The organism is Blautia argi (assembly GCF_003287895.1).
GTDB lineage: Bacteria > Bacillota > Clostridia > Lachnospirales > Lachnospiraceae > Blautia > Blautia argi.
Genome location: NZ_CP030280.1, coordinates 1,613,393 through 1,630,841 on the forward strand (window position 1 = coordinate 1,613,393; position 17,449 = coordinate 1,630,841).

Below are 17,449 nucleotides of genomic sequence, written 5' to 3' on the forward strand. Positions count from 1 at the left end.
GTCTTTTTTGTACCCAGAAATGAAAGGAAAAAATATGAACAAGTTGATATGTAAAAAATGCGGAAGAGAAATTCTACCGGAGAATGATAATGCATTAAAAAAGGAATATCCATATTATTGCAGTTTTTGTGATGAGAACAAATATGCATTTGAGTGTATATGTGTAGAAAAAAGAGAAACGGAACATAAAAGGGATAGGGTACTGATATGACAGACGAAGAAAGAGTATTATCCTGCCAACGTGAGATCCGAAGACTTCGAAGTGTTGTCAGGGAGTATGAAGAAGAAAGAAGAGTGTTTCTTGCATGGTTAGAGGTGGAAAGCAAAATACCATCTGAAAACCAGGCTGGATTGAATATGGTGAAACAATATTGGGATACATATTTATAGTAAAGTTAAAAAATAAAACGATTTAGGAGAAATTATGACAAACGGATATTTTGTGATAGAAGAAAAGGGAAAAATTAAAAAGGTAGTTTACTTAATGTCAGATGCATATTTAGACAATGGATATGGAGAAAAGATTATCCGGGCATTTGCAGAAAAACAGGAATTAAAACTTATGGAGAGAATATATCAAAATTTAGATTTGATGGATAAAAAGAATATACGATCCATAAAGCCGGAATGGTACCGAAAGACAGTACATTCCGATAAAGGGGACATTTTTTCAGAGTATGCTTATGTAGTCCGGGGAGAGAAACTGAGAGCGTATCACTATGGAAAATTGCTTTTCTGCCTAAAAAGAGAAGATGCAGAAATATGGCTGTACTTATTGAAAAATATGCAGCAATTGATAGATCATTTTTTATATTCAGGCGAATTGTTGGAATATCAGTGGAAAAATTATTTTTCCATGTTCCAATTTTTACAGAAGAAAATAGAAGAAGGGTTCGGCAAGCAAGAGTTTCAGCAGTATATGCGAAGAGAAGGACTCCCCCTTGCCTTTTTCAGAGATGAGCATTTGGTAGATGTATGGAATAGATATGATAGACCTGCGTATCAAAAAATATGGAAAAGAGGGACTCAGGAGGTCTTGTTTATTGTGGCAAGGCAGGAGCGTATCTGGAGAGCATACATACAAGGTCCGTATAGTCGGATTGCGGTATTCCAAAAATGTTCCAGTGAGAAAAAAATGTGTGACGTAATACGATTAGAACTTAGAAAAGAAAGCCTTAAATTTGAACAGTATGCAAAAATAACTGCTTATGTGAGTAAAATTACAAAGGAATTATTCAGACAGAAAATAAAACTAGAGGAGATACAACGATATTTACAGGAAGAACAGCAAAAATCACCTTGGTATCTTTGTGAAAGTGATCTTTCTGTTACAAACATTATCAATCACTTAAAGATGGTTTTGCGAAATGAACAATATAGACATAATGGGTAAAAACAGTAGAAAGAAGAGGCAAATAATATGGAGAGATATGATGCACGAAAAGAAACTTACGAAGAAATAGAGATCTTTGATACCTTGGCACTTTTTTCTTCGGGAAGAATTCAAAAGGATAGTGTTCCAGAAGGTTTTTATTGTTATGAAGTTCGGCATGATGATGAGTGTATGGGAATTCCATGTGAATTAAGCTTTCGCATCTTGGTAAACTTTTGGGGGACAGTAATATCCAAAGTTCCGCTCATAAGGGATGACGAATGTAGGAGATATATTGAAGATGAAGAGTGGGGGTATACAGGCAACGTAGAAATACAATTGGAGTCATGGGTTGAATCATAAAATGTAAAAAATCAGTCAAGTCAACAATATACAGGGCTATTTTGTTGACTTGACTATTGAACATATCGCCATAAACTTGTAGTCCACTTTTCTTTTTTATGCGAATAATAGTATTTTTTCGATAATAGAGTTCCATAATTACTATTATTTTTAGATGTGTAGAAAGTGGTATAACAATGTGTCGGAGAATGATTTAGGATTTCATTCTTCTAAAAATAATTGAACATTAGCTATAAGTTTAAGATGATCTTGAGTATACTCTAAAGAGCCTTTATAATGTTCAAGTGGTTTCTGTACATTATAAGACCTAAACCATGGGATTTGGAGAGTTGGGATTTGAACTTTTTTTAAAACTATTTATATTTATTGGAGCAGTCAAAAAATTTTCTATTCGTATTAGCAATAGGGTGGCTTCTTGATACATATACAAGTTAATAGTTGTAAAATTATGTAAAGCACTGTATCTAAAGCGTTATCAAGCAAGTTACTTAAAATTGTGCAGAGATCATAATCATTAATGCCTAAATCATTTGAAATAGTTCCTTTAAATAATATTTCTATATCTGGAAACTCTAAAATTTTCTGTAATAATAGCGCATTCACAAGAGTATTTCCGACATCAGGGATACGTGTAACTTTATGAGTTACATTATTTTCGATACTTTGTATATACTTCAATGCCTGTTCGGTGTTATTAGATTTTAATAGTCCTTTTAGAACATTAATATGATTTCGATAATCATGCCGTAACTTACGTATTTCGAATGTATTCTCCTTTATCTTATCATAATAAGATTTTAATATAACTATGTATTGTTTTTGCTTATAAAGAGTTTCTAAATCTAGATTTTTCTTTGAAACTGCCGTAAGATAAGAAAAAAGAATTCCGACAGATACTATACAAAGAATAGAAAATAAATTTAAAAATGTAAGATTAATAATGTTTTGGTTCAAATGAAAAACTGTTAGTATAATACAGATTATTCCTGTATAGCAGCATAAGAAAATTTTTTCAACAAAAGATAAAATGAAACGATAATGGATCCTATTTTTGAACCAAAGAAATATAAGTAAAAATAATATTACTAAAACTTTAGTAATGTTTTTCTCTTTATAGGTATTCATGCCACTAAAAATTGGAAATTTGAATATTAAATCCATAATTAAAGCAAAACATTGATAAATTAAGGAAGAAAGAATATAAATCAATAAAAATGAAGTGATTTTCTCATACCATTTTTCCTCCAATAAAAATGAAATAAATATTATACACAAAAACAAATCAACAATTACCAGAACCCCTTGTACTGGTAGTAAATAAAGGAATGTTAAAGACAGAAGGGCAATTGTAAAGCAAAATATGTATTTGTGTCGCTTTTTTGTAAGATGGTTTGAAAATAAAACTATCATAAGCAAAAATTCAATTATTATATCAAATTTTTCAGTATTTAAGATTCCCATAGTAAATCAGCTCTATTCTTTATAATTTCTAGATATAACTTCTGAACTTCTTTTTTTCTACGTCTGGCAATTGGAATTTCCACACCTGTTTTAAGAATAAGTACGGAAGCGGTTGTAGATAGTTTACAACAATGACACAAATTAACTAAATAAGACTTATGAACACAAACAATATATCTATAATGTAAAATTTGACGCATTTCATTTAGATTTTTACGAATACAATACTCTTTTGAATTTTCTAGAACAATTCTCACATAATTACCTTCTGCATGAATATAAAGGATATTTTTACAAATTATTTTTTGCTCTCCATAAATAGAATCTGGAACAGTAATATATTGCATACTACCTAATTTGTTTAGAAGCTTATCCATAATTTTTTTCAATTTTTGAAGTACAATAGGTTTGTTTAAAAATCCGTAAACATTTTTTCCAAAAGAGTCATATAAAATTTCTTCATGGCTAGTCACAAAAACAATCATAGTGTTTATATTATGCTCTTCTAAAAAATCTCTTATCATTTGACCGGAAATATTCTGCATTTCTTCATCTAGAAATAGAATGTCTAAATGAAGTTTGTTTTTTAATAGTTCTTCTCCCGAAGAAAATAATACATAATCAATTTGAACTTGTGTGTTATGTTGTACGCACTTGCAAGAGTTTACCAATTCATTTTGCCAATATATTTCATCGTCACAGATGCCGATAGTATATTTTTCTAAGTCCATATAATATTCTCCATAATGCAAATCTTTGACCGATAATTACAAAGAATTACCGTTTATACCGTATTACTTGTTTATACCATTATTCATAAATAAAATGAAATTATAAGGAGGTAATGAATAATGACTTATGGATTGGAAAATTTACTTGAATGGATTTATTCACATTTCAAGGGTATCTAAGTATACAGTATTTATATTTTACTGCATAACAAAATAAAATAAAAGTATTAATTTGAAAAAATCAAAATGATCTAAAATGAAATGGAGTGGAAAAATATGTATCGCGAAAGAGAAAATAGAATTTTTGGTAAACCAGCTAGTTTAGAGTGTAACGAAAAAGAGATTCAAACAAGATTTGTTATTACAATGAATCCGGAAGATATTCAAAAAGATGTAAATAAAGCAGAATCAAAAAGTGTAGAAGTACAATTAGTGCAGTTTGCTAATTCAACTTATGCTAAAGAATTAGCACAAAATAACGATTGTGATACTTTTATTCAATATTGTTTAGAAAATATATACCATACTAATTTGGAAGAAATATTAAAAAGAAGTACACGAATTGTAGATGGTCAATGGAAAGTAGAATCGGATTATTTACTTTATATGGAAGTTGCACTTGCAGCGGGATTAATAGTGGCAGCAGAAATTGGGGCACTTGCAGTAACAATTGTTATGGGAGACGAACCAGGAGAGGAGCCTGGAACATCTAATATCTCTAGTGCGGCAGTTGTATGTGGTGGCAAAGAATTCGGAGAAAGAGTAGTAAACAGATACTGTGAATTGTTGCAAATGGAAGCAGAAAAGAGGTGTGGGAAAAATGCTTAATCCTATACAGGCTGTTGTTTTGACAACTTTTAAATGTACCGCAGCTTGTCCTGAATGTTGTTTTGAATGCTCGCCTGATAATGAGAAAATATTATCTTATCAAGAAATAGTAAGTTTTTTGGAACAGTGCCATAAAAAATGGAATATGAGGCGTGTTATTTGGAGCGGTGGTGAATGTTTCTTATTAGGTGAAGACTTAAAAAGAGGAATAGCATATGCCAAAAAACTTGGTATGTATTCACGATGTGTCACGAATGGATTTTGGGCAACAAGTGAAGAAATAGCATATGAAAAATTAAAAGAATTGCATCAATTAGGATTAGAAGAATTAAATCTTTCAACAGGCGACGAACATCAATTGTATGTTCCTCAGGATAGGATTTTAAATGCTACAATTGCTGCTGCAAAACTGAATATGCGTGTCGTCATTTCTATTGAAACTAGAGAAAAAACAAATGTTACAAGAGAAAAATTTATTAATGATCCACGTTATCAAGCAGAAATAGAAAATACGGAACTCAAGAAATTTGTTAGCATACTTAGTGCTATTTGGGTGTCATATCATAAAGATACTGTTTTTGAATACAGTGAAAATAGTGAAGATTACGTAGAATATAAAGGTTGTGATTCTCTTTTTGAATCTATATGTTTAACTCCTAATAGAACTATTGTTGGATGTTGTGGATTGAGTGTAGAGCATATACCTGAAATGACAATTGGAAATTTTGGAGAAGATCTATCTGAAATTTTAGAAAAACAATTTCATGATTTCCTGAAAATATGGCTATATGTAGATGGGCCCAAAAAGATTTTGGATTATGTAAAAGAGTGGGAAAACAATATAGAGATACCTAAATTTATGCATACCTGCCAAGCTTGTGCCTTTATTTATCAAAATAAGAGAGTCCAAGAAATAATTAACAATAATTTTAAAAAGTGTTATACAGAAGTACTGGAAAGATTTAAGGCAAAACAAACATTGAAAAATGCGAAAATCATATAATATGTGTTTTGAAATTTTTTCTTTGTAGAGTAGGAGGTGCAGTAATGTATTTGTTTCTTATAGGGTTGATTTTACTTCAAACGATAATAATATCCTTAAAAAAGAAAAATATGCCGTTGATAATTCTAGGCGGGTGTGCAGCAATTCTTATAGGTATTTTTGGCTCATTACAAATTAGGCTAGGAATTTGGGGCGTGTTTTTTGTCACACATATTCTTTTGATGTTATTATATTCATTAGAAAGTCAAAAACAATTTCAGAAGGAATCTGTTGCTTATCAAATTGTTAGAAAATATACGGATATTCCAACTTATTTTTACACATTACCACTAGGAACACTTTTTGTTGCATTAGTTATTGTTGGTAAAGATTCAGAAGGTTTTATGCCCATTATAGTAATTTCAGTAATAACTCTATTTTGTATGATATACAATTGTTCGGTGAACAATATGTTAAAAAAAGAAATAGAAATAGGCTCTTCACAAATTAGTATATTATTTGACAAAAAAGATGCATTATTTTTTGTTTTTACTATAATGCAATCTTTATCTGTCGGAATGCTTTACAGTGGTGCTTTAACCCAATTAGATGAAAAGGTGATAGCAATTCTTTTTATAGTAGAATTGTGTATACATTTATTGATATTTTTCCAAAATTATAATAAGGGAGAGAAAATCAAAAGCGATATTTTGGGATTGTCCAAAGTAAACTATCCTAAATGGCAATTGTTTGTACCTAAAAAAGTGGGATTTGGTCTTACTTTAAATTTTTCTTGTCCATTGACATATGCTATACTTGCAATATTGGTTGTAGGAATTATAGTTATATTAATTTATTCTTAATAATATAGAATCTATGTAGATGGAGAGATTAGCAAGGTAGTATCAAACATATTATGAAAAAATCGAATCTATTTCTTTGGCATGAACCAATTTTATTTAAGGAAATTCCTTCAATTTTATATTAGGAAGTTGTAAACTTCCTAATATAAAAATTTTTTTGATGGGGCTAAGCCAAACAAACGGGATGTAAAAACTTTTAAAACTTAAAATCATTGATTTCATTGAGTTTAAGTTGATTTCAAGAATACGAAGTTGACACTACCATTCGCAACTGAGAGGGGTAATTATGAAAAAAATTTTTAGATTAGTTAATAAATATTTATATCAGCATTTTATTTCAATATGTATTCTCTTTGTTGCGATTATTTTGTCTAGTATATGTACCCTGATAATACCCATTATATCTGGGAATTTTGTTGATTATTTAGTTGATGAAAAAAAACAACAAGGGATTATCTTTTTTTGCCTCCTATTTGCAATAGTTAGTATTGCTAATATTTTAATTGGTTTTTTGTCCAATAGAATTTATACAAAAGTAAATTTGCAAATATTATATGAAATGGGACAAAGCTATATTCAACATATGCAGAAAATGAATGTTTTATATTTTAGTAATAAAAATATATCCCAAATAACTCAACAAATAAGTGTTGATATAAAAAGCGTCGTTGATTTCTTTTTTGATTTTTTTAGTAACGCAAGTATTAACTTTTTTAAGATTCTTATACCGGCATTACTGGTTTTTTAGAATAAGCAGGGGTATGTGTTTTCTAATGCTTCTTTTGATGTTGATTTATTTGATTTCCTACATTTTTTTTAAACAAAAATTATATGCCACTAGTTATGAAACCAAAAAAAATCAAAATGTATATTTTGGAGATTTGTATGAACAATTGCTTAAAATAAAATTTATAAAAATATACAGTATTATGGATTGGTTTAACCAAACAATTCAGAAAACTTTTGATCAGTTACTTAAAGTAACAATGAAATTCCAAGTGATTCAATATATTTATTCAGGTTTAGATACAGCGATAATGTTTATTGGACAGTTAGGTGTATTTATTATCGGTGGTAATATGGTAATAAAAGGAAGGATAAGTATTGGAGAATTTACAATTATTAATACATACTTTAATATGGGAATTACAGCAGTGCGATATTTTTTTGGATTAGGAAAGAAAAAACAGGAAACATTGGTAGCTTATGATAGATTAAATAGAATCATGGAACAAGAAGAAGAACATTTTGGTGAAATGTTATCAGATACTATATCTGAAGTTCGACTTCACAAATTGGGATTTTCAATTAACAATAAAATTATTTTGAAAGATATAGAATGTAAATTTGATAAAGGGAATTCATATGCAATTAGTTGGAAAAAATGGTACAGGAAAGACGACTCTATGTAATGTGCTTACTGGATTATATCAGGATTATACAGGCGTACTGAAGTATAATGGCGTATCTGCCAAAAGATATGATATGGAAAAACTAAGGAAAAAACGAATTGCCTTGATAGAGCAAGAACCAGAAATGCTTCAGGATACCCTATATAAAAATATAGCCCTTGATTTAGATATTCCTAAATCTTTAGTACAACATCTTATAAAAGAGTGGTTTGATGATACCTCATTTTATGATTTAGATATGAAGATTAAAGAAAGATCTAATAATTTATCTGGCGGTGAAAAAGAGAAAATTGCTATTTTAAGAACCCTTGTTAGAAATCCAGATATAATAATCATGGATGAACCTACAGCATCTTTAGATCAAAATAGTTGTGATCGATTAGAAAGTCTAATTTTAGATAATTGGAAGGACAAAATTTTAATTATTATTACACATGATGAAAGAATGATACATATATGTGACTATAAAATTCAATTATAACAAAATTAGGATAAATAACGAGTTTTAAGAATATATGGCATGTTATATCGATTATTAAAGTATGGTTGATAATAATGGAATAGATATTCTAAATTTTACATTAATATTGACTTCAAATATTAATTGTGCTACCATGAATTTGTAATTCAGTTTTATTCTTCATAAAGAAGAATTGCAATTTTTTTCTGACCATAAGGTTAGAATGAAAATTTAAAGTATTGATACTTACTTAAATTAAAAAGTGTATATATCAAAAGCATTCAGGAAGATATTCTTTGAATGCTTTTTTTATTGCCTTTTGGAAAGGAGAAGAAAGAAAAAATAAAAAGCAGAGAGAACGATATGAAAACCAGAATGGATTTTTGTATCGTTTTTTGTATGTGCAGAAAGGAGTATGATAGTGTGCAAGAAAGTGATTTACAGCGTGCAAGTAAAATTTTACGCACAGAATTTGGTTCCGATTGGAAACAAATTGTACAGACGTTAGGGACAAAGGAACTTACACATTGCGTAGGACAAGATCTGACTTCTTTTATGGCATTTCCGGAACGGGCAGAAGGAGGCAACAATCAGTGGAGAGGAAATTGTTCCCCACAGGTTGTAGCAAAACTCATTCAGTTTGTAAAAAAAAGCAGGCAGTATGAAAAGAAGAAGGATTTTTTGTTTCTGGATCCCATGAGCGGTTCCGGAACCAGCCAAGATGTGGCAGAGAAATTGCATATTTCCTCTGTCTTATATGATTTAAACCCGCATCCGCCAAAGGGGCTTGGAAATTGGAATGCATTGAAAGATGAAGTAATGCATAGTGCAGATTTAATTTTTTTCCATCCTCCGTACCATGATATTATCCGGTATTCCGGAAATATGTGGGGGAGACCTCATAAAGATGATTTGAGCAGATGTGAAAACTATGAAGATTATATTGAAAAACTGAACTATGTGATCAAAAAACTATATTTTAGCCTAAGACACAATGGATATCTGGCAATCCTGGTAGGAGACATCCGGCAGAAAGGCATCTTCCATTCTATTGCAGCAGATATGCTCCATATTGGAAATATGAAGTCCTGGATTGTAAAGGGCCAGTTTCATTGCACTTCCAATAAGAAACAATATTCAGGAAAACCTTTTATTCCTATTGTGACAGAAACATTGGTACTTTTTCAAAAAGAAGAAATTTTTCTTGTACCATTTTCAATCAGAAAGGAAGGGACATTCCAGATACATGAACAGGATTCTATTGCACTGACGTGGTTTCATTTATTACGAATGACAATGGAACATCTAGATGGACATGCAACGCTAAAGCAGCTATATCAGGAATTAAGAGAGCACCCAAAAGCCAAGAAGAATAAAAACTATGAGGCGAGAATTCGGGCAACTTTATATGAACATGCCGATTGTTTTCTGCCTTTAGCAAGAGGAACTTTTCGGCTAAAGTACCGATAGGAAAGAGGTGTGCATGAAAGATGAAACAATGGCAGGATATTATCAGTTACTGATTGCAATCTTTTGCAACCTGAATGCAAGAGAGGCAAGATATCTTTATGACTATGGACCGGCTCACCCTATTTGCAGAAGAATGATGTACAGAAAATTAAAGCATCAGAAACAGGGGGATTGTTTTTCAGAAAAAGAAATTTTAGACAGGCTGGAACAGTTGGAAAAGAATGGATATTTTTACAGAGAAAAGAAAGGTACATGAGGATATGTATCTTCATAAACTGGCGGATTTTCGATCATTTCAGAAGATGGGAGTTGGTAAATACTATGGAACAAATAGAGGAAAAGAGACCAGATTCTTTAAAAGAAGGAGAAGATGTTTGGCACAAGAAACTGTATGATTGGAAAAAGGTATATCAGTTTGGAGCAGAAGAACACCTAACCACAGACGGAGAAGTACTAAATCAAATCCGAAGGGAATTATTGCAGGTTTGCGAGAACTATTTTTCTGGTACAACTGCTTATGACGGGTATAAGAAGAAAATTCCGCATACTGTTAAAGAGGACTATATGGCAGGAGAAACGGAAATTCTTGGAACTGCGCAAAGACTGGTAAAGAAATATACGCAGAGCCAGAAATTCCGATATATACTTGTGAAGCGTCCTTGGCTTAGAAGAGCAGACCGGAGAAAACTTCAGGTGGATCTTTTAGTAGGAAGAATCCGGAAATTAGAGATTTGCGTAAAAAGGAAAGATATTCTTGGAATGCGTATCTTTTCAAAAGAAGATGAACTGGATAAAATGCTGACAGAAGTTTATCAAAAAATAAAAGAACTTCCCAGAACAAGTAACAGTGTAGAAGGCATCGGAAATAAGAAACGGTCCAGTTGGAAAAATCAGATGACATTAGAAGAATTTATTTGTTAATTGAAAGGAGGAAACAGGGTGACAGATCAAAAAATGATTGCAAGTATGGTAGGTGACTTTTATGGCGTATATCTTGGAAAATCCATGTTGGGAATTCAGGGACTTCTAAAGAAATACCATAACCATAAATTTATTATTACCTTGATTTCTAATTTGGAAACTACAGTAGAAATTGATATGCATAAGGCAATGCATGAAATTTATGATTTCTATAAGAAACATAGAGGAAAAGGACAAAGAGCGGACAGCGAATGGGAACAGATCATTGAAGAAGCAGGTAAGATAGGAAAGAAGTATGAAGGAAATACTTGGTGTAAGCAATTCCTGATTCAAATGATCAGTATTATTGAGGAAGAGGACAAGGAAATTAGAGAAAAAAGAGAGGAATTAAAAAGAGCAGCATAACGGGAAGGGGGTAACCCCTTCCTGATTTTATAGGAGGAAATAAGAATGCTTGAGACAATGATAGAAAATACGAAAGATTTGAATATGGTTGCAGACCGTTTAAGAGCAAGAGGTGAAATTTCACGTTTGCAGGAACTTTGCAGAGAAAGGCTGATACCAGAAAATGATATGCAGGATTTTTTTGCAGGGAAAAAGACTTCGGCTGGCAGAAGTGCCGTTGGAAGAAAAGAAATTTTCTACTGCTTCTGAAAAGATTGCGGAAGAAATGTATCAGTTTGAAGGACCAGGGCTGACAGTGGCTTTAGGGCAGTATCTCTTGGAACGCTGCGAAAATGAAATCCTTAGTGCACAGATACTGCTGCCTCATAAATCTTTGGAAAAAGGAATCAATTTCATTCTGCAAAGAGTATATGAAGAGTCAAAAGACTACTTGCAACAGAATCGAAATGGACAAAATGGTGCAGGAGTCGCAGTTAGTTCAGAAAAAGTGTACCATTGGTTGGAGGAATACTATGCATTAGATGATGCTGAGGAAGAAAGAAAAAAGAAAGAGGAAGAACGGGAAAGAAAAAGAAAAGCACAAGAAAAAACTGCTGTAAAAGGCGTGAAGACTTCTGTAAAGGAAAGCAAGACCAAAAAAGACAGTCAGATTTCTCTTTTTGATATGCTGGAAGATGGAGAAAAAATGGAGGAAAAAAATGATTGCGTATAAAGCGTTTCAGAAGAATTTGAGTTGTTTGGGGTTTCAATATAAAGAAGCAGAATGGAATTATACAGAAAAGGCTGCCTGCAGGAAAACGGGGTTTCATTGTGCAGAAAACCCGCTGGACTGTCTGATTTACTATAGCAATCCGGATTTAGCGCAGTATTGTGTGGTTGAAGTTGCCGGAGAACGCCAGGAAGAGGGCGATGACAGCAAAATTGCCTGCACACAGCTTCGGATTGTTAGAAGACTGACGTTATTGGAACTTTTAATAGAAGGGGTTGCATATATGCTCCAGTATCCACACAGAAGGCTGAGTAAAATCATACAGACAGAAAAAGGAAGTCCCATGGGTGGATTTACAGTGGTGCGTGGGAAACATCCCATCGGAAAAGGGAGGAAAGATACAATCCTTCTTCTCATCAGGGAAGATATTAAGGGAAATATCGTTAATTTTTCAGTCATCATAATTGACGGAAAAGAATATGTTCCAAATGTTTATTATGATTTTGATGGAAGAAAGGCAGAAGAATAAATGAGAAAAACAGAATTATTGGAAATCGGCTGTTTAGAGGCAACAAAAAAGATGTTAAAGTTTTCCAAAAAGGAAGAAAAAAAATCCAGAAAACAGAGATTACAAAAGAAAATGAAAATGAGGAAGTTTGAATATGAAGTATCTGTAAAGATTTGTAAAAAAGGGGAGATTTTGGCAGTTTCATTTTTCAGGATAAAAGAAATGCTTGCCGGACAAGTGCAGCCGGAGATAGTTGTATTCTTAAATAAAAAGGAGCGTACCTATCTTTCGTACCTTCCAAGAGAAGCAAAGTGGAGAACAGCCACAATTATAAAGATTATGGGCTATTTTTATGGGAGTTTTTATCACTGTACCAAAAGAGATTGGGCATTATTCCGGAAATATTTTGACACAGAATGTAGCAGATGGACACCTTTAAAAGTTAGTTCTATCAGAAGTATTATAGAAGAGTTTCAAACGGATATTTTATGGGATAGGATAGAGGAAAGGCGCAGACAAGAAACCAATGAATGGGATCAGGTAATGTCCCAAATTCCGCTACTTCCAAAGGATTGGGAAAGGTGGTGCAGAAAATCGGCCATTACGCAGCACTATATTTTCTACAAACCGGAAAGAAAAGGAGAAGGCTATTGCAGCAGATGCAACACGAGAGTGCAGGGGATTTTACCAAAACATAATCAATATGGTATCTGCCCGAAGTGTAGACAGCGAATACAATATAAATCCAAGAAAATGCAAAAAAGGATTATTCACAAAGCAGAGTGCACCTATTTGTTGCAGAAGTTCGGAACTAATCAAATGGTGATTCGGAAGTTTAACGTCTATGCAAAATTTCATCAAAAGCGTGACTTTGTTCCGGAAATAAGCTGGTTTGAAACCAGAAGGGTAATCGTAGAAAAAGATTTTTCCCAGACAGCATATTATTATGGACAATATAAGGATGGCTCCTATCGGTGGAGAGAGTCTTTATATGCAGAGTACCATTATGATTTTGAAGGGAATAAAGGCACGCTATATCAGAGAACCTTATTTTCTTTGAACCAGGGAATTTTGAAGACTTCCGGGTTATACGAACTTCAAAAGAACATGAAAATGGTAGAACCGGAAACGTATTTATTATACCGTTATCATTGTCCGGCTATTGAGAAAGCTGCAAAGGCGGGATTGAAAAAGTTTGTGATCCAAAGCATCCATAAAAAGAGCCGACTTCCAAATCACAGAAAACTGATAGAAATTTTGGGAATCAATAGTTGCCTGCTAAAGCAGTTGGTGAAAATGGACGGCGGAATAGCTGGTTTATCCTGGCTGCAAAAGATGAAGAATACACAAAAGTGGATTTCAGAGGATATACTTCGTTATTTTGAAAAACATAATATTTCCACAATAGATGTTGCCTTTATTGAAAATCAAATGTCGCCACAGCAGATTTACCATTATTTAAGAAGAATGGAAAAGGAAAGCGGGCTGCCCGTAGAGAAGATTTTGACGATATGGAGAGATTATCTGTCCATGGCAAAAAAAATAGGAGAAAATCTAAAGGACTCCATCGTTTATAGACCACGGGAGTTAGAAAGAAGGCATGATGAGGCGGTAATAGCCCTGCAGGAAATAGACACAAAGCAGAGAGCAGAGGAACTACGGGGGAAATTTCCAAATCTGGAAAAGGTTTGTAGGGAAATCACGCCCATCTATCAGTCACTGAAAGATGAAAAATATGCAGTGCTGGTTCCTCAAAAGATTGAAGATATTATAAAAGAAGGAAAAGCATTGCATCATTGTGTAGGTACTCAGGAATGCTATTTTGACCGGATCAGCAGAAAAACCTCTTATATTGTTTTCTTACGCAGACAGGAAGAATTGGAAAAGGAATTTTATACGATGGAAATTGAACCAGATGGAAACATTGTACAAAAAAGTAAGGACTATAACAGAACGGGAGAGGACTATGAAGAGGCAGAACCATTTTTAAAGAAATGGGAAAAGAATGTATTGAAAAAGATAAGGAACCAGGAAAAAGATCCTACAAAAACGCAGGTTACACTATGGACTGCGGAGCTTTCTGCTGCTTATAAGGATCATGTGGTGATGAAAGGTGGAAAATATCAGGGCCAGTATCTGTCAGATGTGCTGAAAGCAGAACAGGAAGCAGCTGCTTAGAAGAAAAGGAGAAATATGGAAAAAGAATATCAAATAGTGACAAAAAATATACCGGATAAGAATTTGCAGAAATTAAAACATATCCGGCAGAAAAACCAGTATGGTTGTTATGAGGAGAACCTGGAAGGAATGTATACAGAAAGAGGGGTATACAGACTGTTTCGCAAATATGTTAATAAACAGGAATATCCTTTCTATCAGGACTGGAAACAGGATATGCTGAAAATGGGCATTTTACTAAAAGGCCCTAAAACAGAGCTGGCAGTAAAAAGAAAGGGTGAGCATATAGTGGAAGAAATCTGTATTACGGTGAAGACGATAGAAGATGCCTGTAACCTTGTACGGCAAGCATATAGAGATTCCGATGTATGTTTGGGAGAGCTTTTTCGAAACATAGAAATTCAAGGATTGAGCATTCAGGAAGTAGTGGAAGTATTTTCCATACTGTATCGTGAACTGGAAAATGACAGAGTCTGTCGTGTGAATGTGGAAGAAAAATTTTTCACATTTGTAGCATAGAAATTTGATGATGGCGGGGGTGTGTCGGTGACATGCCCCCTAAAAAATACCATGAACAGCCAATTACGCAATAAAAAAGGCAATTTAAACAAAGAACCTTGTGGTTTTACCGGAGCATGCTATTCTAAAAGAAAAAGGGGAGGGAATACAAATGATGAAAATTGCGATATTTTACCAGAAAGAAAGTAAGCTTTTGGATGATATACGAAAGAAGATCCGAAAGGAAGCGTGTCAGCTAGATAACATATATGCGATTTATGAATATTCTACGATAAAGGCTTTGCGCAAAGCAAATGAACAAAGTCCTATGGATATCGTGTTTTTGGAAGATACGATAGATAATTGTGGACTGACAGCCGCCAAATATATCCGGGAAACAGGACAAAAAACTTCTCTTTACTTTTTCGGAACGTCTACGAATCGGGCTTTTTATGGATATGAATATAAGGCAGCACATTATTTGACGGAAAAAGAACAGGTAGAAAGTTTAAATATCTACCAGCATTTTTTCAGAAAGTATTTTCCAAAGAAAACGATTTTCCTGTTTGATCAAAGCATGGATTCTGCATGGGCTATGTGTTTATCCGAAGTTGTTTATATTGATTTAAAAACCGGGGATATTTGTACAGAAAAAGGAGAGAAAAAATCGGGTTATATACTGACAGAGAAAGTATTGGAAACAATACGAAAAAAGACCTCTTTTCTGAACGTTTCCGGAGAATATCTTGTCAATCAGGATTTTATAACAGATGTGACTGGGCAGATGATTTACCTATATCAGAATAAAAGCATTTTATGTAAAGAAAAGGAGATGGATACGATTAAAGAGTTCCTTTGGAACATGGGACAAAAAAAGTTTTTATAAGGGAATATTATACATACAATATATAGGAAAAATGGATTGTAAAAAACTATATATTGTGTTATTATATTGTTGAATATATTTTTACAAATGGAAAAATTTGTAGTTAGTATTTCATTTTGGCAGAAGCCAAAAGCAGTATTTTAAGGAATATCCTGAGAAATAGAAAGAAAGACATGAAGAATCGTATGGTTTTTTGTGTCTTTTTTTGTATGCAGAAATGGAAAGGAGGACAAATTCAGTTTTTAAAAGCAGACATTATCGTTGTATGAAAGGAGAACTATTTTATGAAAATTATTTGTAAAAAGACAGATTTAGCAAAGGCAGTTCAGACTGTAGCAAAGGCAGTTCCTGCAAAAGCAACCACCTCTATTTTGGAGTGTCTTTTGCTCCGGGCAGAAAAAGAGGAGATTACCCTTACCGGGAATAACCTGGAATTGGGGATTGAAACAGTAATGCCGGGAAACATTGAAGAGGAAGGCAGTATTGCAATCCAGGCAAAAGTATTTGGGGAGATTGTAAGAAAACTTCCAGAGGGAGATGTCGTACTGGAAACAGGGGAAAAAGATCAGGCGACTGTACGCTGTAAGAAGACGAAGTATAATCTTTCTGTAAAGTCAGCAGAAGAGTACACCTGTATTCCCGATATGGAACGGAAGAATCATGTCACGATTTCAGAGTTTGACTTAAAAGAGGCAATCCGGCAAACGATTTTTTCAGTAGCAGATACTTCCTCAAAGAAGGCAATGACAGGAGAACTGTGGGAAATTAATGGAAAAGAACTGAAAATTGTAGCGCTGGACGGACACCGTATTTCACTTAGAAAAATCAAACTGAAAAAAGAATATGAACCGCGAAAGGTCATTGTTCCAGGAAAAACACTGGCAGAAATCATCAAGATTATTGGCGGAGATCCGGAGAAGGAAATTGCAGTTTACTTTACAGAGAACCATATTCAGTTTGAGATAGAAAATACCAGAGCAATCTCCCGGTTGATTGAGGGAGAATATTTAAAAGTGGAGCAGTTATTATCAAAAGATTATGGAACAAAAATCAAAGTTCAGAAAAAGGAATTACAGGAATGTATTGACAGAGCAAGTTTGTTATTGAAGGACGATGCAAAAAAGCCAATTATTCTAAATATTGAAGAAAATATTTTGTCATTGGAAGCAGTATCAAACATGGGCTCTATGAATGAAAGTATGTTCGTTGTAAAAGAGGGAGAGAAATTACGAATTGGGTTTAATCCCAAATTCTTATTGGAGATGCTGCGGGTGATTGATGATGAGGAAGTCTTCATGTATTTTACGAGTGCAAAAACGCCATGTACTGTAAGAGATGAAAAAGACAGTTATGTATATCTGGTTCTTCCGGTCAACCTTAGTGCCGCAGCGTAAAGTGAGAG

General features: G+C 33.3%; 22 protein-coding genes. 20 read left to right on the top strand and 2 right to left on the bottom strand.

Going from position 1 to position 17,449, the window contains the following annotated elements:
• The first annotated feature begins 207 nt into the window (after window positions 1–207).
• From DQQ01_RS07870 to DQQ01_RS07880, 3 genes are read left to right on the top strand one after another with little or no spacing between them, the layout of a single operon-like run.
• The gene (locus tag DQQ01_RS07870) at window positions 208–390 is read left to right on the top strand and encodes a hypothetical protein (RefSeq protein ID WP_111919563.1); all 183 of its coding nucleotides are present in this window, start codon (window positions 208–210) and stop codon (window positions 388–390) included.
• Window positions 391–424: 34 nt separating this feature from the next.
• On the top strand, window positions 425–1,393 hold the full coding sequence (locus tag DQQ01_RS07875; protein ID WP_111919564.1) for a hypothetical protein: 969 nt from the start codon (window positions 425–427) through the stop codon (window positions 1,391–1,393).
• Between the two features lie 27 nt (window positions 1,394–1,420).
• On the top strand, window positions 1,421–1,735 hold the full coding sequence (locus tag DQQ01_RS07880) for an LPD28 domain-containing protein (protein WP_111919565.1): 315 nt from the start codon (window positions 1,421–1,423) through the stop codon (window positions 1,733–1,735).
• A gap of 396 nt (window positions 1,736–2,131) precedes the next feature.
• Here DQQ01_RS07880 and DQQ01_RS07885 read toward each other — a convergent pair whose 3' ends face one another.
• Window positions 2,132–3,196 carry a Spo0B domain-containing protein gene (locus DQQ01_RS07885; protein ID WP_111919566.1) on the bottom strand — a complete coding sequence of 355 codons (1,065 nt, stop codon included), beginning with the start codon at window positions 3,194–3,196 and terminating at the stop codon, window positions 2,132–2,134.
• A complete protein-coding gene (locus DQQ01_RS07890; RefSeq protein ID WP_111919567.1) occupies window positions 3,184–3,927 on the bottom strand; it encodes a LytR/AlgR family response regulator transcription factor in 744 nt (247 codons plus the stop codon). The genes DQQ01_RS07885 and DQQ01_RS07890 overlap by 13 nt, the downstream gene beginning before the upstream one ends.
• Before the next feature lie 276 nt (window positions 3,928–4,203).
• Here DQQ01_RS07890 and DQQ01_RS07895 point away from each other — a divergent pair, with 276 nt between their 5' ends.
• From DQQ01_RS07895 to dnaN, 17 genes are all read left to right on the top strand, one after another.
• Entirely contained in the window at window positions 4,204–4,755 is a 552-nt protein-coding gene (locus tag DQQ01_RS07895) for a hypothetical protein (protein WP_111919568.1), read from the top strand.
• A complete protein-coding gene (locus DQQ01_RS07900; protein WP_111919569.1) occupies window positions 4,748–5,758 on the top strand; it encodes a radical SAM protein in 1,011 nt (336 codons plus the stop codon). Before DQQ01_RS07895 ends, DQQ01_RS07900 begins: the two co-directional genes overlap by 8 nt.
• 44 nt (window positions 5,759–5,802) lie before the next feature.
• Window positions 5,803–6,600, top strand: coding sequence for a hypothetical protein (locus DQQ01_RS07905; RefSeq protein ID WP_111919570.1), 798 nt, complete (start codon window positions 5,803–5,805; stop codon window positions 6,598–6,600).
• A gap of 286 nt (window positions 6,601–6,886) precedes the next feature.
• Window positions 6,887–7,348: an ABC transporter transmembrane domain-containing protein gene (locus DQQ01_RS16910; RefSeq protein WP_111919571.1), complete on the top strand. Its 462-nt coding sequence runs from the start codon at window positions 6,887–6,889 to the stop codon at window positions 7,346–7,348.
• Between the two features lie 25 nt (window positions 7,349–7,373).
• Window positions 7,374–8,012 carry an ABC transporter transmembrane domain-containing protein gene (locus tag DQQ01_RS16915; RefSeq protein WP_278278183.1) on the top strand — a complete coding sequence of 213 codons (639 nt, stop codon included), beginning with the start codon at window positions 7,374–7,376 and terminating at the stop codon, window positions 8,010–8,012.
• Window positions 7,966–8,493: an ATP-binding cassette domain-containing protein gene (locus DQQ01_RS07920; RefSeq protein ID WP_111919573.1), complete on the top strand. Its 528-nt coding sequence runs from the start codon at window positions 7,966–7,968 to the stop codon at window positions 8,491–8,493. Before DQQ01_RS16915 ends, DQQ01_RS07920 begins: the two co-directional genes overlap by 47 nt.
• A 342-nt stretch (window positions 8,494–8,835) precedes the next feature.
• Window positions 8,836–9,942 (top strand): DNA methyltransferase, encoded by a 1,107-nt coding sequence (locus DQQ01_RS07925; RefSeq protein WP_242980699.1) that lies wholly within the window; start codon window positions 8,836–8,838, stop codon window positions 9,940–9,942.
• 13 nt (window positions 9,943–9,955) lie between these two features.
• A complete protein-coding gene (locus DQQ01_RS07930; RefSeq protein ID WP_111919574.1) occupies window positions 9,956–10,198 on the top strand; it encodes a hypothetical protein in 243 nt (80 codons plus the stop codon).
• A gap of 65 nt (window positions 10,199–10,263) precedes the next feature.
• Window positions 10,264–10,863, top strand: a complete 600-nt coding sequence (locus DQQ01_RS07935; RefSeq protein ID WP_111919575.1) for a hypothetical protein — start codon at window positions 10,264–10,266, stop codon at window positions 10,861–10,863.
• A gap of 18 nt (window positions 10,864–10,881) precedes the next feature.
• Window positions 10,882–11,268, top strand: a complete 387-nt coding sequence (locus tag DQQ01_RS07940; protein ID WP_071144003.1) for a hypothetical protein — start codon at window positions 10,882–10,884, stop codon at window positions 11,266–11,268.
• Between the two features lie 45 nt (window positions 11,269–11,313).
• Entirely contained in the window at window positions 11,314–11,517 is a 204-nt protein-coding gene (locus DQQ01_RS15880) for a hypothetical protein (RefSeq protein WP_162624282.1), read from the top strand.
• Window positions 11,486–11,980: a Cas9 inhibitor AcrIIA9 family protein gene (locus tag DQQ01_RS07945; protein WP_207657643.1), complete on the top strand. Its 495-nt coding sequence runs from the start codon at window positions 11,486–11,488 to the stop codon at window positions 11,978–11,980. The genes DQQ01_RS15880 and DQQ01_RS07945 overlap by 32 nt, the downstream gene beginning before the upstream one ends.
• A complete protein-coding gene (locus DQQ01_RS07950) occupies window positions 11,967–12,506 on the top strand; it encodes a DUF7666 domain-containing protein (protein ID WP_111919577.1) in 540 nt (179 codons plus the stop codon). The genes DQQ01_RS07945 and DQQ01_RS07950 overlap by 14 nt, the downstream gene beginning before the upstream one ends.
• The gene (locus tag DQQ01_RS07955) at window positions 12,507–14,663 is read left to right on the top strand and encodes a PcfJ domain-containing protein (protein ID WP_111919578.1); all 2,157 of its coding nucleotides are present in this window, start codon (window positions 12,507–12,509) and stop codon (window positions 14,661–14,663) included.
• A gap of 15 nt (window positions 14,664–14,678) precedes the next feature.
• Complete coding sequence (locus DQQ01_RS07960) at window positions 14,679–15,182, top strand: hypothetical protein (RefSeq protein WP_111919579.1); 504 nt, start codon at window positions 14,679–14,681, stop codon at window positions 15,180–15,182.
• 151 nt (window positions 15,183–15,333) lie between these two features.
• Window positions 15,334–16,047 (top strand): hypothetical protein, encoded by a 714-nt coding sequence (locus DQQ01_RS07965; RefSeq protein WP_111919580.1) that lies wholly within the window; start codon window positions 15,334–15,336, stop codon window positions 16,045–16,047.
• Window positions 16,048–16,331: 284 nt separating this feature from the next.
• Window positions 16,332–17,441, top strand: coding sequence for a DNA polymerase III subunit beta (gene dnaN / locus DQQ01_RS07970; protein WP_111919581.1), 1,110 nt, complete (start codon window positions 16,332–16,334; stop codon window positions 17,439–17,441).
• Window positions 17,442–17,449: the final 8 nt, after the last annotated feature.

Coding starts and splice junctions, on each gene's coding strand:
- DQQ01_RS07870 (WP_111919563.1), top strand. CDS start 208: ATGACAGACGAAGAAAGAGTATTATCCTGCCAACGTGAGATCCGAAGA.
- DQQ01_RS07875 (WP_111919564.1), top strand. CDS start 425: ATGACAAACGGATATTTTGTGATAGAAGAAAAGGGAAAAATTAAAAAG.
- DQQ01_RS07880 (WP_111919565.1), top strand. CDS start 1,421: ATGGAGAGATATGATGCACGAAAAGAAACTTACGAAGAAATAGAGATC.
- DQQ01_RS07885 (WP_111919566.1), bottom strand. CDS start 3,196: ATGGGAATCTTAAATACTGAAAAATTTGATATAATAATTGAATTTTTG.
- DQQ01_RS07890 (WP_111919567.1), bottom strand. CDS start 3,927: ATGGACTTAGAAAAATATACTATCGGCATCTGTGACGATGAAATATAT.
- DQQ01_RS07895 (WP_111919568.1), top strand. CDS start 4,204: ATGTATCGCGAAAGAGAAAATAGAATTTTTGGTAAACCAGCTAGTTTA.
- DQQ01_RS07900 (WP_111919569.1), top strand. CDS start 4,748: ATGCTTAATCCTATACAGGCTGTTGTTTTGACAACTTTTAAATGTACC.
- DQQ01_RS07905 (WP_111919570.1), top strand. CDS start 5,803: ATGTATTTGTTTCTTATAGGGTTGATTTTACTTCAAACGATAATAATA.
- DQQ01_RS16910 (WP_111919571.1), top strand. CDS start 6,887: ATGAAAAAAATTTTTAGATTAGTTAATAAATATTTATATCAGCATTTT.
- DQQ01_RS16915 (WP_278278183.1), top strand. CDS start 7,374: ATGCTTCTTTTGATGTTGATTTATTTGATTTCCTACATTTTTTTTAAA.
- DQQ01_RS07920 (WP_111919573.1), top strand. CDS start 7,966: ATGCAATTAGTTGGAAAAAATGGTACAGGAAAGACGACTCTATGTAAT.
- DQQ01_RS07925 (WP_242980699.1), top strand. CDS start 8,836: ATGAAAACCAGAATGGATTTTTGTATCGTTTTTTGTATGTGCAGAAAG.
- DQQ01_RS07930 (WP_111919574.1), top strand. CDS start 9,956: ATGAAAGATGAAACAATGGCAGGATATTATCAGTTACTGATTGCAATC.
- DQQ01_RS07935 (WP_111919575.1), top strand. CDS start 10,264: ATGGAACAAATAGAGGAAAAGAGACCAGATTCTTTAAAAGAAGGAGAA.
- DQQ01_RS15880 (WP_162624282.1), top strand. CDS start 11,314: ATGCTTGAGACAATGATAGAAAATACGAAAGATTTGAATATGGTTGCA.
- DQQ01_RS07950 (WP_111919577.1), top strand. CDS start 11,967: ATGATTGCGTATAAAGCGTTTCAGAAGAATTTGAGTTGTTTGGGGTTT.
- DQQ01_RS07955 (WP_111919578.1), top strand. CDS start 12,507: ATGAGAAAAACAGAATTATTGGAAATCGGCTGTTTAGAGGCAACAAAA.
- DQQ01_RS07960 (WP_111919579.1), top strand. CDS start 14,679: ATGGAAAAAGAATATCAAATAGTGACAAAAAATATACCGGATAAGAAT.
- DQQ01_RS07965 (WP_111919580.1), top strand. CDS start 15,334: ATGATGAAAATTGCGATATTTTACCAGAAAGAAAGTAAGCTTTTGGAT.
- dnaN (WP_111919581.1), top strand. CDS start 16,332: ATGAAAATTATTTGTAAAAAGACAGATTTAGCAAAGGCAGTTCAGACT.